The sequence below is a fragment of the Bacillus sp. G1(2015b) genome (assembly GCF_001482475.1).
GTDB lineage: Bacteria > Bacillota > Bacilli > Bacillales > Bacillaceae > Bacillus > Bacillus safensis.
In genome coordinates, this window is sequence record NZ_LKIC01000023.1 from 54,696 (window position 1) to 81,530 (window position 26,835).

The 26,835-nt window shown below is 41.2% G+C and carries 29 protein-coding genes; 17 read left to right on the top strand and 12 right to left on the bottom strand.

All coding sequences use genetic code 11. The features are described 5' to 3' along the window. Positions 1-163 precede the first annotated feature (163 nt). Together AMR95_RS10885 and AMR95_RS10890 are read left to right on the top strand one after the other, a co-directional pair. Positions 164-508 carry a PadR family transcriptional regulator gene (locus AMR95_RS10885; RefSeq protein WP_047203764.1) on the top strand — a complete coding sequence of 115 codons (345 nt, stop codon included), beginning with the start codon at positions 164-166 and terminating at the stop codon, positions 506-508. Continuing rightward, positions 499-1,752, top strand: a complete 1,254-nt coding sequence (locus AMR95_RS10890; RefSeq protein ID WP_058838275.1) for an FtsW/RodA/SpoVE family cell cycle protein — start codon at positions 499-501, stop codon at positions 1,750-1,752. The genes AMR95_RS10885 and AMR95_RS10890 overlap by 10 nt, the downstream gene beginning before the upstream one ends. Before the next feature lie 61 nt (positions 1,753-1,813). On the opposite strand, the gene AMR95_RS10895 is transcribed toward AMR95_RS10890, so the two are convergent. From AMR95_RS10895 to AMR95_RS10930, 8 genes are all read right to left on the bottom strand, one after another. Then, a complete protein-coding gene (locus AMR95_RS10895) occupies positions 1,814-2,818 on the bottom strand; it encodes a sensor histidine kinase (protein ID WP_058838276.1) in 1,005 nt (334 codons plus the stop codon). Further along, a complete protein-coding gene (locus tag AMR95_RS10900) occupies positions 2,818-3,507 on the bottom strand; it encodes a response regulator transcription factor (protein ID WP_047203767.1) in 690 nt (229 codons plus the stop codon). Before AMR95_RS10900 ends, AMR95_RS10895 begins: the two co-directional genes overlap by 1 nt. Positions 3,508-3,616: 109 nt before the next feature. Beyond that, the gene (locus AMR95_RS10905) at positions 3,617-4,537 is read right to left on the bottom strand and encodes an iron-hydroxamate ABC transporter substrate-binding protein (protein WP_039180614.1); all 921 of its coding nucleotides are present in this window, start codon (positions 4,535-4,537) and stop codon (positions 3,617-3,619) included. A 199-nt stretch (positions 4,538-4,736) separates the two neighbouring features. Continuing rightward, positions 4,737-5,336 (bottom strand): response regulator transcription factor, encoded by a 600-nt coding sequence (locus AMR95_RS10910; protein WP_058838277.1) that lies wholly within the window; start codon positions 5,334-5,336, stop codon positions 4,737-4,739. Further along, positions 5,333-6,469, bottom strand: coding sequence for a sensor histidine kinase (locus AMR95_RS10915; protein ID WP_058838278.1), 1,137 nt, complete (start codon positions 6,467-6,469; stop codon positions 5,333-5,335). The genes AMR95_RS10910 and AMR95_RS10915 overlap by 4 nt, the downstream gene beginning before the upstream one ends. 118 nt (positions 6,470-6,587) lie before the next feature. Next, a complete protein-coding gene (locus AMR95_RS10920) occupies positions 6,588-7,643 on the bottom strand; it encodes a fatty acid desaturase (RefSeq protein ID WP_058838279.1) in 1,056 nt (351 codons plus the stop codon). A gap of 189 nt (positions 7,644-7,832) precedes the next feature. Continuing rightward, entirely contained in the window at positions 7,833-9,275 is a 1,443-nt protein-coding gene (locus AMR95_RS10925; protein WP_058838280.1) for a DEAD/DEAH box helicase, read from the bottom strand. Positions 9,276-9,393: 118 nt separating this feature from the next. Continuing rightward, entirely contained in the window at positions 9,394-10,197 is an 804-nt protein-coding gene (locus AMR95_RS10930) for an NAD kinase (RefSeq protein WP_058838281.1), read from the bottom strand. 445 nt (positions 10,198-10,642) lie between these two features. Between AMR95_RS10930 and sppA the strand changes: the two genes are divergently transcribed. The 14 genes from sppA to AMR95_RS11000 all read left to right on the top strand — a co-directional run bounded on the left by sppA (position 10,643) and on the right by AMR95_RS11000 (position 24,201). Beyond that, positions 10,643-11,644 carry a signal peptide peptidase SppA gene (sppA, locus tag AMR95_RS10935; protein WP_047203771.1) on the top strand — a complete coding sequence of 334 codons (1,002 nt, stop codon included), beginning with the start codon at positions 10,643-10,645 and terminating at the stop codon, positions 11,642-11,644. 14 nt (positions 11,645-11,658) lie between these two features. Further along, the gene (locus AMR95_RS10940) at positions 11,659-12,183 is read left to right on the top strand and encodes an RDD family protein (RefSeq protein ID WP_041086612.1); all 525 of its coding nucleotides are present in this window, start codon (positions 11,659-11,661) and stop codon (positions 12,181-12,183) included. 99 nt (positions 12,184-12,282) lie between these two features. After that, positions 12,283-12,990 carry a DUF2953 domain-containing protein gene (locus tag AMR95_RS10945; protein ID WP_058838282.1) on the top strand — a complete coding sequence of 236 codons (708 nt, stop codon included), beginning with the start codon at positions 12,283-12,285 and terminating at the stop codon, positions 12,988-12,990. Between the two features lie 14 nt (positions 12,991-13,004). Next, a complete protein-coding gene (gene ytfJ, locus AMR95_RS10950; RefSeq protein ID WP_024424811.1) occupies positions 13,005-13,457 on the top strand; it encodes a GerW family sporulation protein in 453 nt (150 codons plus the stop codon). Between the two features lie 111 nt (positions 13,458-13,568). Next, on the top strand, positions 13,569-14,069 hold the full coding sequence (gene tpx / locus AMR95_RS10955) for a thiol peroxidase (protein ID WP_024424810.1): 501 nt from the start codon (positions 13,569-13,571) through the stop codon (positions 14,067-14,069). An 88-nt stretch (positions 14,070-14,157) separates the two neighbouring features. Next, a complete protein-coding gene (locus tag AMR95_RS10960) occupies positions 14,158-15,132 on the top strand; it encodes a class I SAM-dependent methyltransferase (RefSeq protein WP_058838283.1) in 975 nt (324 codons plus the stop codon). A gap of 229 nt (positions 15,133-15,361) precedes the next feature. Further along, positions 15,362-16,546: an acetate kinase gene (locus AMR95_RS10965; RefSeq protein ID WP_039180594.1), complete on the top strand. Its 1,185-nt coding sequence runs from the start codon at positions 15,362-15,364 to the stop codon at positions 16,544-16,546. Between the two features lie 284 nt (positions 16,547-16,830). Then, positions 16,831-17,346, top strand: a complete 516-nt coding sequence (locus AMR95_RS10970; protein WP_058838284.1) for a MogA/MoaB family molybdenum cofactor biosynthesis protein — start codon at positions 16,831-16,833, stop codon at positions 17,344-17,346. Between the two features lie 174 nt (positions 17,347-17,520). Continuing rightward, entirely contained in the window at positions 17,521-18,732 is a 1,212-nt protein-coding gene (locus AMR95_RS10975) for an argininosuccinate synthase (protein ID WP_048239076.1), read from the top strand. After that, positions 18,729-20,102 (top strand): argininosuccinate lyase, encoded by a 1,374-nt coding sequence (gene argH / locus AMR95_RS10980; protein WP_058838285.1) that lies wholly within the window; start codon positions 18,729-18,731, stop codon positions 20,100-20,102. Before AMR95_RS10975 ends, argH begins: the two co-directional genes overlap by 4 nt. Before the next feature lie 122 nt (positions 20,103-20,224). Beyond that, a complete protein-coding gene (locus AMR95_RS10985) occupies positions 20,225-21,127 on the top strand; it encodes a phosphotransferase (RefSeq protein WP_058838286.1) in 903 nt (300 codons plus the stop codon). Positions 21,128-21,226: 99 nt separating this feature from the next. After that, a complete protein-coding gene (locus AMR95_RS10990) occupies positions 21,227-21,982 on the top strand; it encodes an SDR family oxidoreductase (protein WP_047202659.1) in 756 nt (251 codons plus the stop codon). Between the two features lie 65 nt (positions 21,983-22,047). Continuing rightward, positions 22,048-22,731 carry a metal-dependent hydrolase gene (locus AMR95_RS10995; RefSeq protein ID WP_039180583.1) on the top strand — a complete coding sequence of 228 codons (684 nt, stop codon included), beginning with the start codon at positions 22,048-22,050 and terminating at the stop codon, positions 22,729-22,731. A gap of 147 nt (positions 22,732-22,878) precedes the next feature. Continuing rightward, on the top strand, positions 22,879-24,201 hold the full coding sequence (locus tag AMR95_RS11000) for a CBS domain-containing protein (protein WP_039180580.1): 1,323 nt from the start codon (positions 22,879-22,881) through the stop codon (positions 24,199-24,201). A gap of 37 nt (positions 24,202-24,238) precedes the next feature. Here AMR95_RS11000 and AMR95_RS11005 read toward each other — a convergent pair whose 3' ends face one another. Further along, on the bottom strand, positions 24,239-24,541 hold the full coding sequence (locus AMR95_RS11005; protein ID WP_003216665.1) for a YtpI family protein: 303 nt from the start codon (positions 24,539-24,541) through the stop codon (positions 24,239-24,241). 147 nt (positions 24,542-24,688) lie between these two features. Between AMR95_RS11005 and AMR95_RS11010 the strand changes: the two genes are divergently transcribed. Then, the gene (locus AMR95_RS11010) at positions 24,689-25,630 is read left to right on the top strand and encodes a DHH family phosphoesterase (RefSeq protein WP_024424800.1); all 942 of its coding nucleotides are present in this window, start codon (positions 24,689-24,691) and stop codon (positions 25,628-25,630) included. Positions 25,631-25,682: 52 nt separating this feature from the next. On the opposite strand, the gene AMR95_RS11015 is transcribed toward AMR95_RS11010, so the two are convergent. The 3 genes from AMR95_RS11015 to AMR95_RS11025 form a co-directional block, all read right to left on the bottom strand. Beyond that, positions 25,683-25,868, bottom strand: coding sequence for a hypothetical protein (locus AMR95_RS11015; RefSeq protein ID WP_003216400.1), 186 nt, complete (start codon positions 25,866-25,868; stop codon positions 25,683-25,685). Positions 25,869-25,976: 108 nt separating this feature from the next. After that, positions 25,977-26,480, bottom strand: coding sequence for a sporulation membrane protein YtrI (gene ytrI, locus AMR95_RS11020; protein WP_003216226.1), 504 nt, complete (start codon positions 26,478-26,480; stop codon positions 25,977-25,979). Beyond that, positions 26,477-26,818, bottom strand: a complete 342-nt coding sequence (locus tag AMR95_RS11025; protein ID WP_024424798.1) for a YtrH family sporulation protein — start codon at positions 26,816-26,818, stop codon at positions 26,477-26,479. The genes ytrI and AMR95_RS11025 overlap by 4 nt, the downstream gene beginning before the upstream one ends. Positions 26,819-26,835 lie beyond the last annotated feature (17 nt).

Here is a 26,835-nt window from a genome sequence, read left to right on the forward strand (position 1 = left end):
TCTTTCCCCATTTATTTTATCTGTTTTTCACTCTTATGTATCAATCTTCTCAGATTTTTCATGTCAGGATGCTGTTTTGAAGCTTTACATGGCCATTTTATTCATGTATGATATGCATATTAAATAAATGCATAGTAAATCTATGTATTGGAGGTAACTAAGAATGAAAGTGAGTAAAGAGCTTCTAAAGGGAAGTACAGCTACCCTTATTTTAAGCTTATTAAATGAAAGACCGATGTATGGATATGAAATGATTAAAGAATTAGAGACGAAATCGGAAGGGATTTTCAGCTTTAAAGAAGGAACAATCTATCCTATTTTGCACAATTTGGAGGGGAAAGAGTTCATTATCTCTTATTGGGGCGAAGGGAATGGCAACCGGAAAAGAAAGTATTACAAAATAAATGAACAAGGGAAAGCATTGATACAGGAAAAGAAAGAAGAATGGAACGTATTCAAACAAGCAGTTGATGGCGTTTTGAACGGAGAGAAAATCGCATGGGATTAGATAAAAAGTTCGAGAAGTATGTCAAAAGTGTATGTAAACGAATTAAAAATAAAGATGTTCATTCGAATATAAAGCTTGAGCTGATGGATCATCTATACACGCTAAAAGAGGAAGCAATGAATGCTGGGATGTCTGAAGAAGAGGCGGTAGAGCAAGCGTTGGACCAAATTGGTGATGCGGAAATTCTCGGAACGCAGCTTCACGAAACACATAAAGTCCAAATCGATTTTAAGATGATTCTTCTAGTGCTAGCCACTTGTTCTTGCGGGCTGCTTGTGATGTACTTTTTACAGTTTCATTCAGATTTTACAAATCTTCAAAACATGAACATTTTTTATAAAAGCCTTGCCTTTTATCTGGTAGGTTTAGCGCTTATGTTTGGTTTGTTTTCCTTCGATTATCGGCGCTTATTGAAATACTCTTGGTATTTATACATTGGGACACTCGGAATGCTGATTTTTTCGATGATGTTCGGGTCAAGAGTGAACGGTATTCTTTTTTTAAGAATACGTGATGTATCAATAAATTTGACTGAGATTATGCCTTTTCTTCTAGCTATTTCTTTAGCAGGGATCTTTCACAATTGGAATTGGGAAAATGCGTACAAAACTTGGCTTGGAGTAGGGATGATGGCTTTACCGATTATTTTAATCAGTACGATTGGTTTTCTTCCTGCGACCGTTATCTGTCTGGTCATGTGCTTAACCGTGATGTATGTGTCTAGCGCAAGTTATAAGCAAATCATTCTGCTGACGGCAACAGGCGTGTTATATCTAATGTTTGAAGTGTTTTCTCTTTTTCAAGCAGATAGACACCGTTCCTTTTTCAAAGTTCATGAATTCAGCTCAAACGGGCTTCAGATCACACCTTATGCTATGTCTGAGGTTCACACGGATTGGATGTTTACATATATCATTTATTCATTTGGCTGGTTGGCAGGGCTCATTGCGCTCCTGTTGTTTGTCATCTTTATTCACAGAGTATTTCGTACAGCAAAACGAGTGAAAATGGCTTATGGCAAAATGGTCATGACAGGTTTAGCGGCTGTGTTTGCAGCAAAATATCTGTTAAGCATTTTCACAAACTTTGGCTTGTTGCCATTATCTGGAGTGTCTATGCCTTTCATGAGCTATGGAGGTTCACATATTCTTCTAGAAATGATGGCTGTTGGGCTGATATTAAGTATTTATAGACGGAGACAGATGGGAGATGTTTTTCACCAAGAAGCGGGAAGTATTTCCTAAGTAAGCCACCTCAATCTCTTCGCGCAAGTTTTGACAGCCGCGAAGAGATTGCGATTGCTTTTTACATGCTCGCAATATGAACAAAATCATTCTTTTTCGGAAAGGTGAAGGTGAAGGTTGTACCTTGATCTATCGTGGAGTTGACCTCGATCGTGATATGAAGAGCGTCAGCTCCTTTTTTCGTTAAATAGAGCCCCATTCCTGTTGAGGCGGTGTCATTGTGATGTCTTGTCGAGGTAAAGCCTTTTTCAAAAATACGAGAGATGTCTCTTGGATCAATTCCTCTGCCTTGATCTGTGATTGTCAGCATGACTTGGTCATTTATTTGCTTGCTTTCAATGACAATATCGGAAGAATGGCTGTATTTGACTGCATTTGTGAGTACCTGTCTGAGCATAAAGGATAGCCATTTTATATCACTTAATACGGTACGTTCCTCCAGCGCCAGCTCAAAGCCGATTCCTTTTTGCATGCACCATGATTGGAGTGCTTTGATTTCCTTTGCGATGATGCTTTGCAGGTCCAGCTTTTCAATGAATAAATCATTTTCGATATGACGAACTCTGCTTTGGTGCAGCTGGGCATCAAGTAATAAATGTATTCTGAGCCACTCGTACGTCATATTTGATTTCAGCTGCTGATCTGTTAAGCGGTCAATCATTAAGCGCATCGCTGTAAGCGGTGTTTTGACCTCATGTATCCAAGAGAGCAATTCATCTTTTTCTTCTTCAAGAGCGATTTTCTGCTCTGCTGCCATCCGCCGGTAGCGTGCAATTTGCTCTGACGTCGCATCATGTATGAGCTGCTCAAATGGGGAAGAGGGGGTTAGCCGCATTTGATGTTCAATGTCATCATCCCATTCTTTCAACCTCTCATAATAAGCCGTTTCTTTTCGGTATCCAAAAAAGAGAAAGACAATCATGAGAAACGTAGATAATAGCACAATATAGAAAAGAGAAGCGATGGGAATGGTCGTATCCAAATAAGCAACAAATAGAATGAGGAGCTGCAAACTAAGAAAGAAAAGAATCCAGCTTCTTCGTTCTTTTAAAAATGCTTGCAGCATCATTGATCATCCTTTTCTTTTGCAAGATAGCCTTGACCCACTTTTGTCTCAATGAAGGCGCCAAGGGAGATCTCGTCTAGTTTTTTTCTGAGCCGGTTGACGTTTACAGTCAGTGTATTGTCACTGACAAATCGTTCATCCTCCCACAATGCTTGAATGAGTGATTCCCGGCTGACGATATGATTTTTATGCTGAATCAATTCCTTGAGAATAAATAACTCATTTTTTGTTAATTCAACCTCACCGTGATCATTTGTTACGGTGTTTTTTTCTAGGTCAATGGCAGCGCCGCACCACACCTTTAGGCTGGCCGGTTCTGCATTATAATCATGCACGCGGCGAAGAACAGCATTAATTTTGGCAATGAGCACGTCAAAGTGGAAGGGCTTTTGCACAAAATCATCGGCTCCGAGCTGCATCGACATGACCATATCAGCAGGGTGGTCTCTTGAGGAGAGGAAGATGATTGGAACATTTGAATGATGCCGAATCATCCGGCACCAGTGAAAGCCATCGTATTTTGGCAGCTGTATATCAATAATGACGAGATCAGGCTGGACAGATGTGAATTCCTGCAGCACCTGATGAAAATCTTGAATCCCATAAACATCATAGGACCAGTTGACTAGACGTTCTTTGATTTCTTGGAAGAGGGTTGTATCATCTTCAATTAGTAAAATCTTAAACAAAATCAGCACCACACTTTTTGTATTCGCTTGTTGTCATTGTAGCGGAAAAAGGACCATGCCGCTAGAAGTAGACAAGAAAAAAGCAAGGGAAGAGATCCCTTGCTTCAGCTTATTTACCTAAAAAGTGCTTTTTAAAGAATGAGAGTTGGTATTCAAGTGTGATCGGGTCATTAAAATAGAATTCTTCTGCATTGGCCTCATACACACGATGTTTTTTGACAGCTGGGATGGACTTGTAAATTTTACTGTTTTGATAGGAATTGTCCATTTCGCTGTTTTTACTAATGATCATATAATCTCCAGCAAATTCAGGAATGACCTCCTGTGAAACTGCATAGTAGCCGGCTTTTAATGCTTTTTCTTTCACTTTCTCAGGCATTTTCAGTTTCATTTCCTGGTAGAGGATTTCTGTTCCGCGGCCCCATGCATCTCCAAAGACGTAGAGCTCTTTTGTGCCACTTTCAAAGACAGAAACTGTTGCATCTTTACCGATTTTTGCTTTAATTTCTTTTCCAGCTTCATCTGCACGTTTTTTGAAATCTTTTACCCAAGCTTTGGCTTCTTTTTCTTTGTTTAATACTTTTCCAATTTCAATGTGCTGCTGAAGGTAATCGACTTTGTTATACGTAAACAAAACGGTTGGTGCGATTTTTTTGAGTTTTTCTACATTTTTAGTATTGCTTAAGCCAATGATGACATCAGGCTTTAGCTTCATAATTTTCTCTACATTGGCATCCGATACTTCTTCCACATTTTTTAATTCCTTTTGGAAGCGCGGATTCTTTTTTGACCAAGAGTCAACGCCAACGATGTTCACACCAAGTGACATGACACTACCTGCGTAAGAACCTAGAACAACAACACGTTTTGGATGCGCTGGCAGCTTCACAGGGCCATTTTCAGATTGATATGTAATTTTGTCTGATGATGTTGATTGATTTCCTTTATTTGAGGAAGAGCTGCTGCTATTGCCACATGCGCTCAATGCAAGTACAAAGATGAGCATCAGAGGGAACAATATTTTCTTCATGAATGTAGACTCCTTTGAAATCGGCACATAGCCGTATATTTGGTTGAATTAGTGATAATGATAATTATTATCACTCGGATATCATATCATAGGACTGTGGGCTGTTGTCAATGACATTTTGATAGCTGGTGATAAAAAATAAAGAAGAGATTTTTTATCAAAAAAAAGATCAAGGCAGCGTGTGTCCTGATCTTTTTTCTTATTTAAACCAGCCTTTTTCTTTTGAGCGGGTAATGGCCTCGATGCGGTTCTTCACTTCTAACTTATCTAAAATAATGGAAATGTAGTTCCGGACAGTGCCACTTTTAATGCTGAGTTCTTTTGCAATTTCTTTTGTGTTTTTACCGTCTGCGACGAGTTCAAGGACCGATTTCTCTCGCTCCGTTAAAGGATTTTCATCACTATATAAGTCTTCCATCAATTCAGGGGCATACACCTTTTTCCCTTTCATCACACTGCGAATCGCACTTGCCAGCTCCTCGCTTGGACTGTCTTTCAGCATATAGCCGCTGACGCCAGCTTTTAACGCTCTTTGGAAATAACCAGAGCGGGCAAAGGTCGTCAAAATGATGATTTTCACATCTGATCCTTTGAGCTCTTCCGCTGCATCAAGTCCGGATTTTCCCGGCATTTCAATATCCATTAAGCAAATATCAACAGCGTGTTTTTTGGCAAAATCGATGGCATCTTGACCATTCGTACCCTTTCCAACAACCGTCATATCATCTTCTAAATCGAGAAGTGAACCGAGTGCACCAAGCAGCATTTGCTGATCTTCTGCGATAAAGATGTTGATCATTTCATCCCCTCCTTTTCTTTTGCAGCTGAATCATTTGGAATGATCATAATGAGCTTTGTCCCATCCTTTGTCTCAATACGCAGGCGGCCATTTGCAAATTCCAATCTTTCTCTAATTCCTAAAAGACCGTGACCCTTCGTTTGAGAGGAAGGATAGTCGCCTTTAAATGTTCCGTCGTCCTCAACGGTGATGATCGCTTCCTTTGATTTTTGGTGAATGGTGATTTTACAAACCGTCGCGTCACTATGTTTGACGACATTCGTCACCGCCTCTTTGATGCACATACTCACAATGTTTTCGTTCAGGAGTGAGATGTGTTTCGGTGCTTCCTTTTCATCATAGATCAATTCAATTCCAGCTGCTTCGAGAATTTGCTCGATGTTCGACATTTCATCTTTAATTCGGATGCCTTTCATAGAGGAAACAATCTTTCGCACCTCATTGAGAGACGTTCTGGCTGTCTGCTGGACGCTTTTGAGTTCGGCACGAGCCTGTTCAGGGTCTTTATACACGAGTTTACGGGCAAGATCACTTTTTAAACCGATCAAAGAAAGCTTTTGTCCAAGGGTGTCATGCAGGTCGCGTGCAATGCGCTGCCTTTCTTCAAGTTTCACAAGATCAGCAATCCGTTCATTGGCATATTCTAATTTCTCCTCAAGCCGTTCACGTTCCTTCCTGCTTCGAATGCTGAGAGGAAGAAGAATGGCACTAATCAGGGTAATGACGACAAAAGGAATTTGTGTGAGGAACCAGCCCTTTTTTAAGATCAAACTAAAGTTCACTGCCACGGCGGCGCTCGCCAGATGGATATAGTACAAGATATAAAAGGGGACTTTTCGTTTGATATGTCCGTTAAAATAGGCGATGCAAAAAGCGAAATAAATATAGCTGTAGAGCATCACATAACCAGTTGAAATACCGATCAATAAAAGACCGAAGACATATAAAGACCAGCCTTTTGCGACAAACGCAAAACGATACACAGCGAAAAAGACGACGTTCAAAATAATGCCGATGACAATACCTAAAGTCGAAGGTGTCTTAAAGATAAAATAGAAGGGCAGGATGAAAAAAATGGCCCATATATAAGGGGAAATCCCATGCAATTTTTGAATTTTAAACTGTTTTTTCATCCGTGTGCCACCTTTTTTCGTTTTTCATTCTTTTTCCTTACTTTATCAAATTAAGCCTATTGGTGCATCCTGTAAATGACAACAAGCTCCTTCTCGTGTAAGAAAGAGCCTGCGCCGATTATGCATTTTTCTTCAGAATGTCTCCTTTGATAACAGGGACGTTCATCTTCTTAGATTGCCTTGCCTCTTTGAAGGTAACGAATGCTTTCGTTTCTTCATCCCACAATCTAAATTTCATGGATTCAATACTTGTTTTTAATGTAATGGTTGGGACATTTTGCAACGGTTCACTTTGCTCATGAGCATGCTCTAAATGATAATTCGGTACTCTTGGGCTTAAATGATGAACATGATGGTAACCGATATTACCTGTTAACCATTGAAGAAGCTTTGGTAATTTGTAAAAAGAGCTTCCTTCAACAGCTGCCTGCACATAGTTCCAATGTTCATCTGCTTCAAAGTAAGAATCCTCAAACGTATGCTGTACATAAAACAACCATACACCGATAGATCCTGAGATTAGGAAGATCGGACCTTGGACAAGCAGGAATTCCTGCCAGCCAAAAAGAAGACATGTTGCGGCTGCTAACGCAATGATGCTCACGTTTGTGAAATACGTGTTCCAACGCTCTTTTTTACGAGCATTTTTGACGTTGAAACGGTTTTTTAAGAGAAAGACAAAGATCGGTCCTAAAATAAACATCACAAAAGGGTTACGATAAAATCTGTAGCGAAATTTCGTCCATGCTGATGCTTCTTGATATTCTTTGACTGTTAGGAGCCAAATGTCACCAGTACCTCGTTTGTCTAAATTACTGCTTGTGGCATGGTGAATTGAATGATCTCGTTGCCATTGAAGATAAGGGAAAAGGGTGAGTACGCCCGTTAAAAAACCGAACAGGTGATTTAGCGGCTTCTGTTTAAAAAAGGATTGATGGCAGCAGTCGTGAAAAATAATAAAGACACGTACTAAAAACCCAGCTGCAATAACCGCAAAGAAGAGGGTTAAAAGGTAGGAGATATTCAGGCTATAATAGGCAAGAAACCAAAGCCCTAAAAATGGAATGAATGTATTAAAGAGTTGAATGATACTTTTTTTCGAATCAGCACCAGAGAATTGACCCACTTGTTTTCTTAAAGTAGCTTGCTGCTGTGTGTTTGTTGAAGTCGTCATGAACGTTCAAGTCCTTTCCGTTTCTTTCTACTTCAAAGTATAGAAGGAAAGGTGTCATGCTCATAGTAGCACCCATCATGTATTCAATATGACATTTGTCATGTTTGTCATCAAAAAGGCTAATGGGATCAACGTTTGTGCGCTTATTACGTCATCAATAAAAAAGTAAAGGCGCTGGGCCTTTACTTTTTATGAACGTGCTTCATGTACTTTTAACTGCTTGCCTTTAATGGTTGTGTGGCGCATGGCATTCAGCACAAGAGGACCTTTGCCGTTTAAAATATCTACATATGTTTTCGTGTCTTGAATTGTAATAATCCCAATGTCATCGAACGCAACGCCATCTATTTTGGCAATGGTCCCAACGAAATCAACAGCTCGCAGCTTCTTTTTCTTTCCGCCGTTAAAATAAAGTTTCATAATATCCTTCTCAACGCCGGCCTGTTTATTTTCCTTTTGAATAGGCGTTTCAATCTTTTCTTCAAAGCTTTCTACATGCTTTTCTGCTTCTTCCTTCGTTGGATAAGGCTGAGTTTGAAAATCTATGCCGGCATCCTGCTTTAATTCATCAATAAGCGGCTTAGCATTCTTTGTCATAAACGCAATCGTTTTTCCGCTTTTTCCTGCTCTGCCTGTTCTACCAGTTCGGTGAATATAGCGCTCTTTTTCATAAGGAAGATCATAATGAATGACATGTGTCATATCACTGACATCAATTCCCCGGGCTGCTATATCTGTTGCGATCAGGTAACGGAATTCACCTTTTTTAAATTCATCCATCACATCAAAGCGGTCTTCCTGTCTCATGCCGCCGTGAATTTTGTCACAGGGTACATCCCATTCATCCAGCTTCATCGTGAGTTCATTCACCCGGTCTTGTGTATTACAGAAAATAATGCAGCTATCTGGATTTTCAATGACGATCGTACGCTGAAGAAGGGAGAATTTCGATTCCTCTTCTGTTTCAATCACGGTGTGGGTAATTTGCTGTACAGACGTTTCTTCACGTGCGATCTCAATGATTTTCGGTGATTGTAAAAACTGTTCACTCAATTTCTTCATATCATCAGACATTGTCGCTGAAAATAGCATCGACATGCGCTTTGGCGGCAGATACTGAATAATAGAAGAGACCTGATCGATAAATCCCATGTTCAGCATTTCATCCGCTTCATCTAACACGAAAAATTTGAGATTTTCTAAAGAAAGGGTGCCTTTCTCAAGGTGATCCAAAATGCGGCCTGGTGTCCCGCACACAATATGATTTTTCTGTGAAAGTTCTACTTTCTGCGCTTGAAAAGAGGCTTTTCCAAAAATGGCTGCGGCTTTGATTCGTTTGAATCGTCCAAGGCTTGTGAGGTCTTGTTTGACCTGCATGGCGAGTTCTCGTGTCGGAACGAGGATAAGGGCTTGAGGTTTATTTTCAGCCCAATCAACCATTTCACAAATCGGAAGACCATATGCTGCAGTCTTGCCGCTGCCAGTCTGAGATTTGACGATTAAATCCTGCTTTGAAAAAGCAACGGATAATGTTTCGTGCTGAACGGGTGTAGGTGTATGGAAGTGAAGCGCTTCTAACGCTTGTTTCAATTCATCACTTAATGGATATTGATCAAAATGTTGTAATGTCATCGTGTTCTCCTTTTCGTACATTCATACTTGTGACATCATACCATAACCATGACCGTGAATGAAAAGACATAAAAAAAAGCCCCATAAAGGAGCTTTAAACCCTCAATAATCTGAAAGATTAAAGGAATCTGCGTTTTACTTTTTGCCAGTAAGAGTTGTCTTTTAATTTCACCGTTTTAATCACTTTTCCTGAAAGGCCAATGTCAATTTGTTTGACGTGTTTTGTACCGAGTGCTTCGTTATCAAGCCCAATAATTGGATGATCGTTTCCATCCTGCACCACTTTCAGCGTCAGCTTGCGGTCACTGCTTAAGATGAAAGGAGCGCCTAATGTACGGTACGAGTTGTTATTCAGCGATGCAAGCTCTGTGACTTGCATACAAGGAAGCATCGGATCAACCACTGCGCCACTCACGGATTTATTGTAAGCCGTTGAACCAGTCGGAGTGGAAATAATCATGCCGTCGCCTCTAAAAGTTTCAAAGTGGAAATCATCTATATACACATCGATCACAAATGTTTTAATAATGCTGGAGCGGATCGACAGTTCATTTAAGCAATGGAACTGATTTGTACTGTCAACGCTTACATCGATAATCGGATATTTTCTCACTTCAAGCTGTTCAGTGTTCATGGCATCAATCATTTTATCAAAATGCTCTAACGAGAAATCACAGTATAGATGCGTATTCTCTGATTTTGATACCCCTACATACAAGCAGTCATCCCGGAAGTTCGTTTTGCGGACTGCTTGAAGAAATGTGCCATCCCCACCAATTGAAGCAATAATATGGGCATCCTCTGCACGCTTGACGACGTGAAAGCCTTGATCGGTAGCGAGCTTCTCGAGAGAAGAAATGTGTCCATCCAATTCATGATCTTTTTTGTAAAAGAAAAATACATTGCGTCGATTGTCTGTCATTGACGTTCTCCCCTTTGCTGTCAAAAATAATTTCCAATAATAAAGGGCTTACATGAAAACCCTTGCTCACATTTTACACTTTTTTCATATGAAAGTAAAAACATTAGAGAGAACATCTAATGATCAGATTTGCATGATGAGAAATGAGTCGATGTGAGTGATTCGAAATGGCTGAATCCTGAGCATAATTGAATAGCCGTTTTCTCATGGAAGAATGGTTTAGGTGTTTCGTTGCGGTGAAGATCTAGCCTATTAGGTGCAGGGAGAGGATAAAAAAGCCAATTTTTCGTCATGCGCTTGTCTACGTAGACGATGTAAAGTTGATCGTTATTTAAGAGAGGTGCTATCATATGCCTACATGAAATGTAAAAAAACCACAATTCCTGTGAAACATTTCATGTGGGCATTCGTATGAATGAAGTGAGATCAAAAGGAGGAGAAAAAGATGAATGCGAAAAGATGGGTAGCGCTAATTATTGCACTTGGTGTTTTCGGATTTTCAATTGTGATTAGTGTCACGATGGCCTTGTTCGATAGCTTCAATGACAATAAAATGAGCTATCAATTCGGGGATGAAATAGAAGAGAATGTACTAGAGAATGGCAGCGGTGCAGGCAAGATTGCTGTTCTTGAGATTAATGGAACCATTCAAGATAATGGCGGCGCCTCGAGCCTATTAGGCGGAGAAGGGTATGATCATCGTGCATTCCTCAAGGAACTAGATAAAGCGAAAGAGGATGCTTCGGTAAAAGGCGTACTGCTGCGCGTTAACTCTCCTGGCGGCGGTGTCTATGAAAGTGCTGAAATACATAAAAAATTAGAAGAAGTGAAAAAAGCGAAGAAGCCGATTTACGTATCTATGGGCTCAATGGCAGCTTCTGGCGGCTACTACGTGTCAACTCCAGCGAAGAAAATCTTTGCTTCACCTGAAACATTAACAGGATCACTAGGTGTTATTATGCAGAGCTTGAATTATTCAAAGCTGGCAGATAATTTGGGGATTAAATATGAAACAATTAAGAGCGGGAAGTTCAAAGACATCATGTCTCCTAACCGTGATATGACAAAAGATGAGCGTAATATCATGCAAAGCATGGTCGATAACTCTTACGAAGGATTTGTCAAAGTGATCTCTGAAGGACGAGGCATGTCAAAACAGGAAGTCAAGAAAATTGCTGACGGCCGAGTATATGACGGGACACAGGCAAAATCGAACGGATTAGTCGATGAGCTTGGGTATTATGAAGATGCATTAAAAGCGATGAAGAAAAATGAAAAAGGCTTAAAAGGAGCAACAGTGGTCAGCTATTCTCAAAGCTTTGGCTGGAACTCACTCTTTAACATGAGTGCAAGCAAGCTCTTTAAAAGCGAAATCGATTTTCTGAATTTAAAAGAAACACTGGCTGGCTCAAATGGTTCTAAACCGATGTATCTCTATTCAAAATAAAGGAGGGATCATAGATGGATTCTACATTCGATGAAGTAAGCGAAAGCCGCAGCCAAGAGGAAGAATCGAAGCCGGCCTTTGTGAAGCGCGCTTCAATTGAAGCACAGGCGTTTGCAGGTTTTTGGATTAGATTTTGGGCATTTATTCTTGATTGGCTCGTCGTCTGGGGTGTCAACCATTTGACGGTTTCTCCAATCTTTAGTCTGTTTGGCTGGTCCAAAGGAGGGGGATGGTTTTCTCCATTTTCCGTCACAACGACAATTGTATTCCTCCTTTATTTCGCCATCATGACGAAAATCTTTCAGCAAACACTCGGCAAGATGGTGTTTGGGATTAAAGTGGTCTCACTTCAGCCTGAGAAGAAGCTGGCATGGGATGTTATTTTCTTTAGAGAGATTGTGGGACGTTACATTAATACGATCTTTGTTCTCTATGCAATCGTTGGGTTCTCGCCGAAAAAGCAAGGGGTTCATGATTACTTTGCTGATACGGTGGTCGTCCATGAACATTTATATGAAAAAACAGAATCAAACGTATAATCAGAGGAGTTTGGCCGCGTACTGGTCAAACTCTTTTTTTGTTGATTGGGTATAAAATCCAGAATGAGAGCCATAATCGTAGGGGAAGCATCATTTGTTATGGAGGAAGTGAGCACAGTGCTTTACGTTTGGATCGCAGCGTTGTTGTTTCTTGTGATCTTGTTGATTTTCATGAAAGTAACCATTTCGCTGGACTATTCGCATACAAACGACAATGACCATATTGCACTGAAGGTCATCACCTTATATGGATTGGTCAGACTCAAAAAAGAGATTCCGATGGTGAGGGTCAATCCAGAAGACCAAACGATTGATATTCGTGAAAAGAAAATGGAAAGCGCCAAAACCCCTGATCACGAAAAAGAATCGATGCATAAAAAAGTAGGAAAACGTGATATGAAGCAAATCCTTCATCAAATGGAGCGCATCACAAAAGAGATTGTCGATTTAAATCGGATCATGCGCAAGTTCTTCATTCACATAAGGGTTGTCTCATTTCACTGGTCGACATGGATCGGCTTTCATGACGCCGCTTTAACAGGTGTAGCAGCTGGCGGTGTGTGGTCAGTTAAAGGAGTACTGCTTGCCTTTATGCAGGAGCATCTCACCTTTAAGCATAAACCAGTATATGAAGTCATTCCGGCCTTTCAGCACAACGTGTCACAGACTCAGTTTACATGTATAGCTTATTTTCGTATTGGACATGCTATGCTTGCAGCCATTCGTTTACTTGTCCATTGGTTAAAAGGGAGAAAGGCGAGAAAAAGTGCCTCTCTTCAAGCAACGAAGAATGAATCATCTGTTTAAGGAGGAACCCGAAAATGGCAGATCATCCAATCCAAGGTCTCATGAAGACAGCGATGGAAAACTTAAAAGAAATGATAGATGTGAATACAATCATCGGCGATCCAGTCGAAACCCCTGACGGCAGTGTCATTCTCACTGTGTCAAAAGTTGGTTTTGGATTTGCAGCCGGCGGCAGTGAATTTAACGGGAACCAAAAGAAGGAAAAGCGTTCTGATGATCAAGAACGAAAAGAACCGAGACTCCCATTTGGCGGCGGAAGCGGCGGCGGGGTGTCAATTACACCAATTGCCTTCTTAATTGTAGGAACAAACGGAGTTCGAATGCTTCATTTGGATGAACACACACATCTGCTCGATAAAATATTGGATTCTGCTCCTCAAGCAATTGAACGTCTTCAGCACATGTTTAAGAAGGATGAGCGGGAGCACCGTCACAAAGAACGAAAACTAGATGACATAGACCTTTAAAAAGTTAGCTGCGCTGCAGTTAACTTTTTTTCAAAATGGACGATTAGGCTTTGCAGTTTTTTGCTTTCTCTACTATGATAGAACCATACATTTGAAAAGGGAGGAATTGTTTTGGCATCGATCACATTTAAAGGAAGTCCTGTCACGCTTGTAGGAAATGAAGTAAAAGTAGGCGAGCAGGCTCCTGATTTTACGGTTTTAACGAACTCACTTGGAGAAGTTTCACTTTCTGATTTAGCAGGAAAAGTGACGATCATCTCAGTGATTCCTTCTATTGATACAGGTGTGTGTGACGCACAAACAAGACGTTTCAATGAAGAGGCAGCCGGTTTAGGTCCGGTCAATATTTATACGATTAGTGCAGACCTTCCATTTGCACAAGCACGCTGGTGCGGAGCAAACGGAATTGAAAATGTCGAAACATTATCTGATCACAGAGATATGTCATTTGGTGAAGCATTCGGAGTGTATATGAAAGAATTGCGTTTATTGGCGCGCGCAGTCTTTGTATTAGACCCTAACGGAAAAGTGGTTTACACTGAATACGTAAGTGAAGCAACGAATCACCCAAATTATGAAAAAGCCATTGAAGCTGCAAAATCACTGTTATAAAAGCAGCATCGACAAGAGCTCCGGCTTCAACCTGGGGCTCTTTTCAATGAGAACATATAGCTTTTAACAAAGCGAGGAGAGAAAAGCATTGCAGAAAGATCAAGTAAGTACTATTTTTGAACTGCTCGATACAGCTTCTATTCGATTGAAAAAGGAACAGAGCATTTCCTATATTGAGGCATTGGCGGAAGCAGGAGAAGCCTTTTTCCAAGCAAATGATCGAAACGGTTTATTAAAGGATTTAATAGAGAAAGCAGATTTTGCTTCTTATGATCATGAGCAGATTCGTAAAGCGTTTCAGCTCGCCGTATTGAAAGGTCAAAAGGATATTTCTCATCCAAATCGCCAGATGACGCCAGATACGATTGGACTGTTTGTCAGCTATTTGGTGAATAAATTTTTAGAAGGTCAAAAAGAGCTTGTTGTCTTTGATCCAGCAGCGGGAACAGGAAACTTACTGCTCGCGGTCTTAAACAATCTTACGGCAGAAACTAAGCGCGGCTTTGCGTCTGAAATTGATGATGTGCTCATTAAAATTGCTTGGGCCCAGGCGAATTTAGAGGAGAAAGAAGTCGAACTTTTCCATCAGGACAGTCTTGAACCGCTTCTGATCTCACCGGCAGATGTCACTGTATGCAGCCTGCCAGTCGGCTATTATCCAAATGATGAACGTGCAGCAGACTTTGAATTAAAGGCAAAAGAAGGACATGCCTTTGCCCATTATTTATTCATTGAACAAAGCCTCCGCTACACAAAAGAAGGCGGCTTCTTATTCTTCATCATTCCAAACGACTTGTTTGAAGGAAAAGAGAGCGTACAATTAAAGGATTTCATTAAAGACCATGCGTATATGAATGCGTTAATTCAGCTGCCAGTGTCCATGTTTAAGGATAAAAAACACGCCAAAAGCTTATTTGTGATGCAAAAGAAAAAAGAAGGGCTGGAAGCACCAAAACGAATGCTGTTTGCCAATCTTCCATCTTTCTCACAAAAGGAAGCAATGGTCGGTGTGATGCGAAAACTAGACCAGTGGTTTATAGAAGAAAAAGAAACGAAAGAATAGCCAGATTTATTTCTGGCTATTTTACTATTCAGAAAATAATGACTTATTGATGTAAGCGATAACAGTTTGAAGGTGCACTTGAAATGCAAAGTTTTCAATGTTTAAATGAAAAAGTCAGATATTTTTCGGACTTATCGTTAAACTATAAAAGACCCGTCAAACAGGTTGAATATAGCACCGGAAAAAACGTGAAACCTTATATAACAACTGAGTAAAAGGAGCGACAGTAATGTCCAAAATTATTGCAATCAACGCAGGAAGCTCATCTCTTAAATTCCAATTGTTCGACATGCCAGAAGAAACCGTTTTAACAAAAGGGCTTGTTGAAAGAATCGGAATGGACAACAGTATCTTCACGATTTCTGTAGATGGAGAAAAGAAAACAGAAGTGACAGATATTCCAGATCACGCAGTAGCGGTCAAAATGCTGCTTGAAAAACTAACTGAATTTCACATCATCAAAGACTTTAATGAAATTGATGGCGTAGGACACCGTGTTGTTCACGGCGGAGAGAAATTCAGCGATTCTGTACTTTTAACTGATGAAGTGATTAACGACATTGATCAGCTTTCAGAGCTTGCACCACTTCACAACCCTGCAAACGTTGTAGGAATCAAAGCATTCAAACAAATTCTGCCTGACGTACCAGCGATTGCTGTGTTCGATACAGCGTTCCACCAAACTATGCCAGAGCAGTCTTACCTATACAGCCTTCCGTACGACTACTACAAAAACTTTGGTATTCGTAAATACGGATTCCACGGGACAAGCCACAAGTTCGTTACAGAGCGTGCAGCAGAGCTATTAGGCCGTCCACTAGAAGAGCTTCGTTTGATTTCTTGCCACCTTGGAAATGGTGCGAGTATCGCAGCAGTTGAAGGTGGAAAATCAATCGATACATCTATGGGCTTTACACCACTTGCTGGTGTTGCAATGGGGACACGTTCAGGTAACATTGACCCTGCTCTTATTCCATTCATTATGGAAAAAACAGGACATACTGCTGAAGAAGTGCTTTCTACTTTGAATAAGAAGAGTGGTCTTTTAGGTGTGTCTGGTCTGTCAAGTGACCTTCGTGATATTGAAGAAGCAACAGAAGAAGGAAACGACCGTGCAGAAGTTGCTCTTGATATTTTTGCAAGCCGTATTCATAAATACATCGGTTCTTATGCAGCAAGAATGAACGGTGTAGATGCGATCATCTTCACAGCTGGAATCGGTGAAAACAGTTCAGAAGTAAGAGCACGTGTACTTCGTGGTCTAGAATTCATGGGCGTTTACTGGGATCCTTCCCTAAACAACATGAGAGGCGAAGAAGCATTCATCAGCTACCCGCACTCTCCTGTAAAAGTGATCGTCATCCCAACAAACGAAGAAGTAATGATTGCAAGAGACGTTATGCGTTTAGCGTAATCAAGTTTGAAAAGCTCAGCGTGTAGACAAACCCTCGCATTCGCCCGCAGGTCTGCGCTTCGGTGCTCACGAATGTCAAATTCGCTCCGCTCCGGTGCTCGTCCTTCCTAGACTGCAAAGGTTTTCTATCACGCTGAAAAGAAGACAAAGGGCTAAAATCAAAATCATTTTAGCCCTTTGTCAACAATCTGAGCTCTTTTCCAATAAGGAAAAGAGCTTTTTTCTGTTAAAAGCAGCATGCTATAATGTTGTCCAATATGAAATAAAAGGGAGCGGTGCGGAAAATGAGCGTGGCAGAACATAAACGAGAGGCGAAAGAAAGGCTTTATGTGAAGGTCATCACGGTCAGTGATACAAGAACGAAGGAAACAGATAAAAGCGGGCGCCTGATGATTGATTTGCTCAAAGAACAGGGACATCTTGTTCTTGCATACGATATTGTAAAAGATGATATTGGATCGATTCAAGACGCTGTGCTGGAAGGAACAAGCGAACCGAAAATAGACGCCGTCTTGTTAAATGGCGGAACAGGAATTGCTGCAAGGGATGTGACCATTGAAGCGATTACCCCTCTTTTTTCCAAGGAGCTGCCTGGCTTTGGTGAAATCTTCCGCATGCTCAGCTATACAGAAGACATAGGTTCAGCTGCTATCTTGTCCCGGGCAACGGCAGGGGTCGTCAATCAAAAGGCTGTCTTTGCCACGCCGGGATCTACCGGAGCCGTTCGTTTAGCCATGACAAAACTCGTGATACCAGAGCTTCCTCACGTCTTACGAGAGCTTGAAAAGGATCAAAAATAGCCCAAAATGACTCTGCCAAGAAAATTTGGCAGAGTTTTTTTCATAAAGGGGTTGAAAAAACAATTTTTCCTTGTTACAGTGTATACATACTAAATGCATGTTTATAAATTAAAACTTATTTTTATGCAAAAAAACATTCACAGAATCAAAACAAGCGAGAGGAGCTTTTCAATCATGTCACAAAATAAAAAAGTTGTATTAGCATATTCCGGAGGTCTTGATACCTCTGTTGCAGTTAAATGGTTACAAGAGCAAGGATACGAAGTCGTTGCTTGCTGCCTTGACGTAGGCGAAGGAAAAGACTTGGCATTCGTTCAACAAAAAGCGCTTCAAGTCGGAGCGGTTCAATCATACATGATTGACGCAAAAGAAGAATTTGCTGAAGAGTTTGCACTCACTGCATTACAAGCACACACAATGTATGAAGGAAAATATCCACTAGTATCTGCACTATCCCGTCCGCTTATTGCAAAAAAATTAGTGGAAGTAGCAGAAAAAGAAAATGCAGTAGCTGTTGCTCATGGATGTACTGGAAAAGGGAACGACCAAGTTCGTTTTGAAGTATCCATTAAAGCATTGAATCCAGATCTAGAAGTTCTTGCGCCAGTGCGTGAATGGAAATGGTCTCGTGATGAGGAAATCGAATATGCACAAAAACACGGTATTCCAATTCCGATTAACTTAGACAGCCCATATTCAATCGACCAAAACCTTTGGGGCAGAAGTAACGAATGTGGCATTTTAGAAGATCCTTGGGCTGCGCCGCCAGAAGGTGCATATGATCTGACAAATCCACTTGAAAAAACACCTGACACACCAGAAATCATTGAAATCACGTTTGAAAAAGGAAAACCGACAGCGATTGACGGTATCCAGTATTCATTATCTGATCTTATCCTTCATTTAAATGAAGTCGCTGGTCAGCATGGTGTTGGCAGAATCGATCACGTTGAAAACCGTCTTGTTGGAATCAAATCTCGTGAAGTGTACGAGTGCCCAGGTGCAGTCACACTTCTTAAAGCACATAAAGAGCTTGAAGACTTAACGCTTGTTAAAGAAGTCGCACACTTTAAGCCAATCGTGGAACAAAAAATGGCTGAATTAATATACAACGGCTTATGGTTCTCACCGCTTAAAGAAGCACTAGATGCATTCTTACAAGAAACACAGCAAAACGTAACGGGTGTTGTACGTGTGAAACTATTTAAAGGCCATGCCATTGTAGAAGGACGTAAATCACCATATTCACTTTATGATGAAAATCTCGCAACTTATACTAAAGCAGATGAATTTGATCATGATGCAGCTGTAGGATTTATTAACCTTTGGGGCTTACCGACAAAAGTAAACAGCATCGTGAATAAAAAGGAGCAGGTTAAAGCATGAAAAAGCTTTGGGGAGGCCGATTTCAAAAAACACCAGAAAAATGGGTCGATGAGTTTGGTGCGTCCATTCATTTCGACAAACAATTAGTGAAAGAAGATCTGACCGGCTCCCTTGCTCATGCAAGTATGCTGAATAAATGCGGTATCCTCGGTGATGAGGAGGCCGCTGTCATCAAAGACGGACTAAATACGCTCATGAAAAAGGCAGAGGCGGATGAACTGGAATTCTCAGTAGACTATGAGGACATTCATTTAAACCTTGAAAAAATGCTCATTGATGAGATTGGTCCGCTTGGCGGCAAATTGCACACAGCGAGAAGCCGGAATGATCAGGTCGCAACTGATATGCACTTATATTTGAATAACCAAGTCGAGCATATCATTGAACTGATCTCTTCCTTTCAAACGGTGCTTGTAGAAAAGGCAGAACAGCACGTTGAAACAATTTTTCCAGGATATACGCACTTGCAGCGTGCACAGCCTATTTCCTTTGCCCATCATATGCTCGCCTATTTTTGGATGCTTGAGCGTGACAAAGCGCGCTTTCAAGATTCATTGAAGCGAATTAACGTGTCTCCGCTTGGATGCGGAGCGTTAGCAGGAACGACATTCCCGATTGATCGTGAATATACTGCAGAGCAGCTTGGCTTTGATCACATTTACGAAAACAGCCTTGATGGTGTGAGTGATCGGGACTTCATTTTAGAGTTTTTGTCTAATAGCAGTCTTGTGATGATGCACCTCTCACGTTTTTGTGAAGAAATCATTTTATGGTGCTCGCAAGAATTCAAATTCATTGAACTCGATGATACGTATGCAACAGGCAGCAGCATGATGCCGCAGAAGAAAAACCCGGACATGGCTGAATTAATCCGCGGGAAAACAGGCCGTGTGTATGGCAACCTGATGGGGCTTCTCACGATTATGAAAGGCTTGCCGCTTACGTATAACAAAGATCTGCAAGAAGATAAAGAAGGCATGTTTGATACAGTGAAAACCATCGCTGGCAGCCTGCAAATCTTCACAGGTATGATTCAAACGATGACAGTCAACGAAGATGTCATGAAAAAGGCAACAAAAGAAGATTTCTCAAATGCGACAGAAGTGGCAGACTACCTTGCGAAAAAAGGCATGCCATTCCGTGAAGCACACGAAATCGTTGGCAAGCTTGTGTATACATGTATTCAAAAAGGCATCTACTTAAGTGATCTTCCTTTTGAAACTTTTACAGAAGCAAGCGAGCTTTTTGAACAAGACATTTACACTGTTCTTGATCCGTATGTTGCGGTTGAAAAAAGAACAAGTGCAGGCGGAACTGGATTCAAACAAATCCAGCTCGCTTTAGAAAAAGCAAAAGCCTGTCTGGCATAACACGCAAAAAACCATTCGTATGATACGGGTGGTTTTTTTGTCATGGAAAAAAGGAGATTGATGACCATTGGAGAAAATGAAAGCATACTAGCGTCAAGCAGAAGAGGGAGTGACAGCAGATCATGAAGAAAACGCTTGAGGCTTTGTTTCATCAACCGATCGTATCAGTGAAAACGTTAGGAGAACAATATGACGGACGAGCCAATGATGTGTGGCTGATCTCCTTACAAGATAAAACGGATTATGTGATCAAATCTCCTAAAACTGCAAGAGAAGAAAGTGAATTTGTGACTGGGATCAATATGATCTATGGAGTAGATGCTCATACTACACAAAAGTATATCGATCAAATTAATCAAAAACTGTCTCATACGAATTCCTTTCAGATTCCAGAAGTTGTTCGTAAAGTGAAGAAGGCAGGGAGACATTTTTATGTAATGGAGAAAGTAGAAGGAACACCTTTCACATCTTTCGATGGACGTTCATCAAACTTTTATAAGGATTATGGGAGGAAACTAGCACATCTTCATTCATATCGAACTGACTTTTTTGGGGCAGTATACGGAGCTGAAAAGAAACATTTGAGAGAATTTCATGCGGTGTTAAAAAAGGTTGTACCCAAACTCATAGAGCGTTATTATGCTGATCAGACTAATTTTCACTGTTATGCAGAAATTGTGCTGCAAAAGATTGAAAAGCTGAAGCCTCCTGATTCAGCCAGTCTCATTTTAATTGATTTAGATCCGTCTCAATATATTGAAAAAGACGATCAAGTAACGAGTTTAGTTGATACAGAATATGTCGTATATGGACCAGCTGCGTTTGATTTTATTGCATTGGAATACCTTTTGACGAAAGAAGCTGCCCGCGATGTCCAAATGGGGTATGAAGAGATTTGTCCGCTTCCTCGCGAGCTTCATGAGGTGAGAGAATGCTATCGTTTTGTTTCGCTGCTTCTCGATATCCATGGCTCATGGGATCTGAAAAAGTGGATGAATCACCCTATACTGTTTTACTCCTATTGATAAAGGGTTCATAAGTGCGCCAGATGCCGGTTTATAGTAAAGTAAAAGATAAGATAAGAAACACGTGAACTTGCAACCTTTGCTTTAGGAGGAGATTGTGTGCGACACGCATTAATAACAGCGGGTTCTAAAGGACTTGGCCGGAAAGTCACCGAGTCTTTACTGAATATGGGGTATTCTGTGACAGTGAATTATCGAAGTGATGATGAAGCTGTCCGGCAGATGAGAGAAGAATTACAGCAGTACGAAGATAAGCTTCAATTTGTCCAAGGTGATGTGACAAAAAAAGAAGATCTAAAAAACATGGTAGAGCTGGCAATAGAGCGATTTGGGCGGATTGATGCCTTGATTAACAATGCTGGTCCTTATATTTTTGAACGAAAAAAACTGGCGGATTACTCTGAAGATGAATGGTATCAAATGATGGAAGGCAACTTATCAGCAGTATTCCACTTATTCCGAATGGTCATCCCAATGATGAGAAAACAAAGCTTTGGCCGCATTATCACTTATGGATTCCAAGGTGCAGACCATGCGCCAGGCTGGATGCACAGATCAGCCTTTGGAGCGGCAAAAGTGGGCCTTGCGTCATTGACGAAAACCATTGCGATTGAAGAAGCCGAAAACGGCATCACCGCCAATATGGTTTGTCCAGGCAAAATCGTTGGAGACATGAAAGAATCGACAATAGAGGAAGCCCGCCAAATTAAAGACGAAGAAACGCCAATAGGCAGGTCTGGTACTGGAGAGGATATAGGACGTATCATCTCATTTCTATGTGATGACCGTTCAGACCTCATTACAGGCACCGTCATTGAAGCAACAGGTGGTCTTAACGTCATTCACAGGCATTAAGTTTTTCAGCTTTTTATAGAGGGAATAAATGATATGAGATCAAAATTGAAAGGTGGATATACTACATGAAAGCTACATATCATGGACATTCAGTTGTACACATTGAAACAAACGGATATCATATTTGGATTGACCCATTTTTAAATGGAAATAAGCACACAGATATCAATCCGCAAGATGTGAAAGCAGATGTCATTTTACTGACACATGGACATGGAGATCACATCGGTGACACCATTGAAATCGCTAAAAACAATGATGCACTTGTTGTCGCGCCTTTCGAACTTGCCACGTATTTAAGCTGGCAAGGGGTGAAAACGCACCCGCTTTCTATTGGAGGCAGCCGTGAGTTTGAATTTGGTAAAGTGAAGCTCACGCAAGCGTTCCATGGTTCTGCTGTCATTGATGAAGAGGCACAGACAATTACGTATACAGGGATGCCATCAGGTATTTTATTTACCGCAGAGGGCAAAACAATTTATCATGCTGGAGACACTGCACTCTTTTCAGATATGAAACTGATTGGTGAGCTGAATCATATTGAGCTCGCATTCCTTCCAATTGGTGATAACTTCACGATGGGGCCGGAGGATGCAAGAATTGCAGCAGAATGGCTGCGGGCAAAACAGGTCGTTCCGATTCACTACAGCACATTCCCGCCAATTGAACAGGATCCGCATGCATTTGCAGACAGCCTGCATGGCGGCGTCGGTCATGTGTTAAATAGCGGGGAATCAATCGAGATTTAATCCCCATTCGAAAAAAGCTGGCACACAAATGCCGGCTTTTTTGTTTGCCTTTATCTGCTGAAAGAAAAGACAAATTGCTATTAAAAGCCTCCTGCCCTTATAATGAAACATAGATGAAAACGCTGAAAACAAAAAGGGTGAACGGGATTGGCGACAAAGCATGAGCAAATTTTATCGTATATTGATTCATTAGATGTCGGGGAGAAAATTTCTGTCCGGCGCATAGCAAAAGAAATGAAAGTGAGTGAAGGCACCGCTTACCGGGCCATCAAAGATGCTGAAAATAAAGGGTTCGTCAGTACCATTGAACGAGTCGGCACCATTCGAATTGAACAGAAGAAAAAAGAAAATATTGAAAAACTGACATATGCAGAAGTGGTTAATGTCATTGATGGACAGGTGCTTGGAGGACGAGCAGGCTTACATAAAACGTTAAATAAATTTGTCATCGGAGCGATGGAGCTGGATGCGATGATGCGCTATACGGCAGCTGGCAACCTGCTGATCGTCGGAAACCGGATCAATGCCCATAAGCAGGCATTAGAGGCAGGGGCGGCTGTGCTGGTCACTGGCGGATTCTCAACAGATGATGAAATTATTCAGCTCGCAGATGAGCTAGAGCTGCCAATTTTATCAACAAGCTACGATACATTTACCGTAGCGGCTCTCATTAACAGAGCCATTTATGACCAATTAATTAAAAAAGAGATTGTGCTTGTAGAAGATATTTTAACGCCGATTGAACGCACTGTGTATTTATCACCAGAGGATAAGCTTGAAAAATGGTATGAAAAGAATTATGAAACTGGCCACGGCCGTTTCCCGGTCGCAGATGATCAAATGAAGATTCACGGCATCCTCACCTCAAAGGATATTGCGGGGCATGACCGCTCCACACCGATTGAAAAGGTGATGACGAAAAATCCGCTGACGGTCATTGGCAAAACATCTGTCGCCTCAGCTGCCCAAATGATGGTGTGGGAAGGCATTGAGGTGCTGCCAGTTGTGGATGATCATGCGAAGCTGATCGGGATGATCAGCCGTCAGGATGTGCTCAAGGCGCTCCAAATGATTCAAAAGCAGCCGCAGGTCGGAGAAAAGCTGGATGATGTTGTCTCAAGAGGGTTTAAAGAAACTGATACAGAAAAACCAAAAGCAGATGCGGTTTATCAATATGAGGTCACCCCGCAAATGACGAACCAGCTTGGAAACATTTCATATGGGGTGTTCACACAAATTTTAATTGAATCAGCCAATCGCTTCTTAAAATCTCATAAAAAGGGCGAGCTGATCGTCGAGAGTCTTTCTGTCTACTTCTTAAAACCAGTTCAAATGGAATCCACAATCCAGATCAAGCCGAATATTTTAGAAGTAGGGCGCAAGTTTGGAAAGCTGGAAGTCGAGGTTTATCACCAATCGAATATCGTAGGTAAAGCGATGCTGATGGTGCAGCTGATGGAGAGGGGATAATGATAAAAAGGGCGAACCCATGTCGCCCCTTTCCTTATTACGCGTGATCTTTTTCGCCTTCCTTTAAAAAGAGCGGAAGGTAATGCTTGTAGGCTTTATACCCAGCCCACGTACTGCCGATACCGACAGCAACAAAAATAAATCCGATGACAAATGCGAGTGACGAGCGGTTTAAAAATAATTGATTCACACCGAAAAGCAGGACAAAGCAGCCAAGGGCCATACTGGATTTCGCCGACCAGAATTTTTTCTCAACTGGCCGGTTCGTACGGACATTTTTCGCTTTGTAGTATAAATAAAACATGGCAGAACAAATAATAAACACAATCAAAACAAGCATGTGCCAAGCCTCCATTGTAAGTGGTTACAACCCTATTTTAAACGTAAATAGGCTTGCTTACTAGAATAAATTGTCTATTCCTCACTTTTCCGTCACGATAGATTATGATTTAATAATAAAAAGAGTATCGCATGAGAAGGAGTTTTTATGAAAAAAGAACTGATTAGAACCATATCATTATATGACACCATCATCATTCATAGACATGTAAGACCAGATCCTGATGCGTATGGATCGCAGTGCGGCCTTACGGAAATCTTGCGTGCCACCTATCCAGAAAAAAATATTTATGCAACAGGAACCCCTGAGCCATCCCTTTCATTTTTATATGAACTCGATGAGGTACCAGACGACGTGTATAAAGGGGCCCTTGTCATTGTCTGTGATACGGCCAATCAAGCAAGAATTGATGATCAGCGCTATTTAATGGGCGATAAGCTGATGAAAATCGACCATCACCCGAATGAAGATCCTTATGGTGATTTGCTTTGGGTGGATACAGAGGCAAGCTCTGTGAGCGAGATGATTTATGAATTGTACTTAGAGGGGAAAGAAGAAGGATATCAGCTGAATACAAAGGCGGCTGAATTGATCTATGCCGGCATTGTAGGAGACACTGGCCGCTTCCTTTTCCCAAACACAACGAAAAAGACACTCAAATATGCAGGGGAACTCATCGAATATCCGTTTTCATCTTCAGATCTTTTCAATCAATTGTATGAGACAGATTTGAATGTCGTGAAATTAAATGGTTATATTTTTCAACATATTTCTTTGTCAGAGAACGGGGTTGCATCTGTGTTCATTAAGCGTGAAATTTTGGAATCGTTCCAAACAACAGCGCAGCAGGCCTCACAGCTTGTTGGGACACTAGGAAATATTGCAGGCATTAAGGCATGGGTCTTTTTTGTGGAAGAAAACGATCAGATTCGTGTCAGATTCCGCTCTAAAGGTGTCGTCATTAACACCATTGCGAAAAAATATCATGGCGGCGGCCACCCGCTTGCAGCCGGTGCGTCCATTTATGATTGGGCCGTAGCAGATGAGATTTTGCGAGATTTAGAAGAAGTATGTAAATCATCATCATAAGAGAGGAGGGATATGAAGTCCCTTCTCTCTTTTTTTGTCATGGAGAAAAGGGTTACTTGCATACAGGGATAAACCAGCAGCCGATGTCTGTTGAATCTTCATAGGCTTGGAGATTTTGATGCTTTAATTCTTTTTTAATTAAATGAGCCATCATTTCTGTCTCAGCATAAGCACACATGCCGTCTTTGATCCGGCTTGCTTTGTCTCGTGCCATTTGACGATAGCTGTAAACCTCCATTGTCCTCACCTCTTTCTATTTAAGATCTCGTTCTACTTTTAGTGTATAAAAATGAAGCGTGAAAAGCGATCATTGAGGGCAGAAATTCATAAAAATTCCACAACCTCTTTATTCAGCAAATGAAATACGTACTTCAAGTGAAAGCTTCGTATAAATTGTCAGCTCTGTCACTTTCGCTCGGTATGCCTTTTCCCGAATCGTATATTCTTTATTTTCCACTGTCCGTTTTAGTAATTCCTTTGTTTTATAGACACTTTCAATATCCTTTGTAATGACTTCTGAGATATCCTCCTTGACCTGGTCTTCAAACTTTAGCGTATCTGGCTCTGGGATTTTATATTGCTCACGATTCACGAGATGAACATCTACGCTTTGGATCAGCAGCCGCTTCTTATTATCCTCATTTAACTTATGCAAATCTTCCCGATAGAGTGTGATTTGTTCCTTCAAACTGTCCATATGATGCTGCTGGCTTCTCAGCAGTGTTACTTGCTTTTCCTGAAAGGTTCCGTATGTAAAGAGAAAAATGAGCCAGCTTACAATTGCACCAAACATCATTCCTGCAAAAAAACGCTGCCAGCCTGGGCGTTTATACAGCTCCGGCACCCTCATGATGACACATGCTCCTGGGTGAGCCACGTAATAATGAGATACCCCGTTTGTGCGCCGCCCATGGCAGAGATAATTAATAAAATCTGCTTGAAAATATCACGCGTGTTTCCTTCGAAAATGCCTCGTTCAAAGCTATAAACAGCATCAAATGTTCCGCCGATAGCGGCGACAAGCGCCCAAATCTTTAAACGGTTGGCAAGACTAGTAATAATGGATAAAGGCGGCTGACCAGATAAATACGCACCAACACCGCCTATGATAGCACCACCCAAAATGACCCCAAGGGCGATAAAATAACAGCTGATAAAATTCGGAATAAAAGCTTCCTTCACATCCATTTTGTCCACCTCACTCT

Coding starts and splice junctions, on each gene's coding strand:
- AMR95_RS11015 (WP_003216400.1), bottom strand. CDS start 25,868: ATGGAGGTTTACAGCTATCGTCAAATGGCACGAGACAAAGCAAGCCGG.
- AMR95_RS10985 (WP_058838286.1), top strand. CDS start 20,225: ATGAAGAAAACGCTTGAGGCTTTGTTTCATCAACCGATCGTATCAGTG.
- AMR95_RS10890 (WP_058838275.1), top strand. CDS start 499: ATGGGATTAGATAAAAAGTTCGAGAAGTATGTCAAAAGTGTATGTAAA.
- sppA (WP_047203771.1), top strand. CDS start 10,643: ATGAATGCGAAAAGATGGGTAGCGCTAATTATTGCACTTGGTGTTTTC.
- ytfJ (WP_024424811.1), top strand. CDS start 13,005: ATGGCAGATCATCCAATCCAAGGTCTCATGAAGACAGCGATGGAAAAC.
- AMR95_RS10905 (WP_039180614.1), bottom strand. CDS start 4,537: ATGAAGAAAATATTGTTCCCTCTGATGCTCATCTTTGTACTTGCATTG.
- argH (WP_058838285.1), top strand. CDS start 18,729: ATGAAAAAGCTTTGGGGAGGCCGATTTCAAAAAACACCAGAAAAATGG.
- ytrI (WP_003216226.1), bottom strand. CDS start 26,480: ATGAGGGTGCCGGAGCTGTATAAACGCCCAGGCTGGCAGCGTTTTTTT.
- AMR95_RS10895 (WP_058838276.1), bottom strand. CDS start 2,818: ATGCTGCAAGCATTTTTAAAAGAACGAAGAAGCTGGATTCTTTTCTTT.
- AMR95_RS10975 (WP_048239076.1), top strand. CDS start 17,521: ATGTCACAAAATAAAAAAGTTGTATTAGCATATTCCGGAGGTCTTGAT.
- AMR95_RS10930 (WP_058838281.1), bottom strand. CDS start 10,197: ATGACAGACAATCGACGCAATGTATTTTTCTTTTACAAAAAAGATCAT.
- AMR95_RS11025 (WP_024424798.1), bottom strand. CDS start 26,818: ATGGATGTGAAGGAAGCTTTTATTCCGAATTTTATCAGCTGTTATTTT.
- AMR95_RS10885 (WP_047203764.1), top strand. CDS start 164: ATGAAAGTGAGTAAAGAGCTTCTAAAGGGAAGTACAGCTACCCTTATT.
- AMR95_RS10970 (WP_058838284.1), top strand. CDS start 16,831: ATGAGCGTGGCAGAACATAAACGAGAGGCGAAAGAAAGGCTTTATGTG.
- AMR95_RS10945 (WP_058838282.1), top strand. CDS start 12,283: ATGGAGGAAGTGAGCACAGTGCTTTACGTTTGGATCGCAGCGTTGTTG.
- AMR95_RS11010 (WP_024424800.1), top strand. CDS start 24,689: ATGAAAAAAGAACTGATTAGAACCATATCATTATATGACACCATCATC.
- AMR95_RS10910 (WP_058838277.1), bottom strand. CDS start 5,336: ATGATCAACATCTTTATCGCAGAAGATCAGCAAATGCTGCTTGGTGCA.
- AMR95_RS11005 (WP_003216665.1), bottom strand. CDS start 24,541: ATGCTTGTTTTGATTGTGTTTATTATTTGTTCTGCCATGTTTTATTTA.
- AMR95_RS10995 (WP_039180583.1), top strand. CDS start 22,048: ATGAAAGCTACATATCATGGACATTCAGTTGTACACATTGAAACAAAC.
- AMR95_RS10925 (WP_058838280.1), bottom strand. CDS start 9,275: ATGACATTACAACATTTTGATCAATATCCATTAAGTGATGAATTGAAA.
- AMR95_RS10940 (WP_041086612.1), top strand. CDS start 11,659: ATGGATTCTACATTCGATGAAGTAAGCGAAAGCCGCAGCCAAGAGGAA.
- AMR95_RS10965 (WP_039180594.1), top strand. CDS start 15,362: ATGTCCAAAATTATTGCAATCAACGCAGGAAGCTCATCTCTTAAATTC.
- AMR95_RS10915 (WP_058838278.1), bottom strand. CDS start 6,469: ATGAAAAAACAGTTTAAAATTCAAAAATTGCATGGGATTTCCCCTTAT.
- AMR95_RS10920 (WP_058838279.1), bottom strand. CDS start 7,643: ATGACGACTTCAACAAACACACAGCAGCAAGCTACTTTAAGAAAACAA.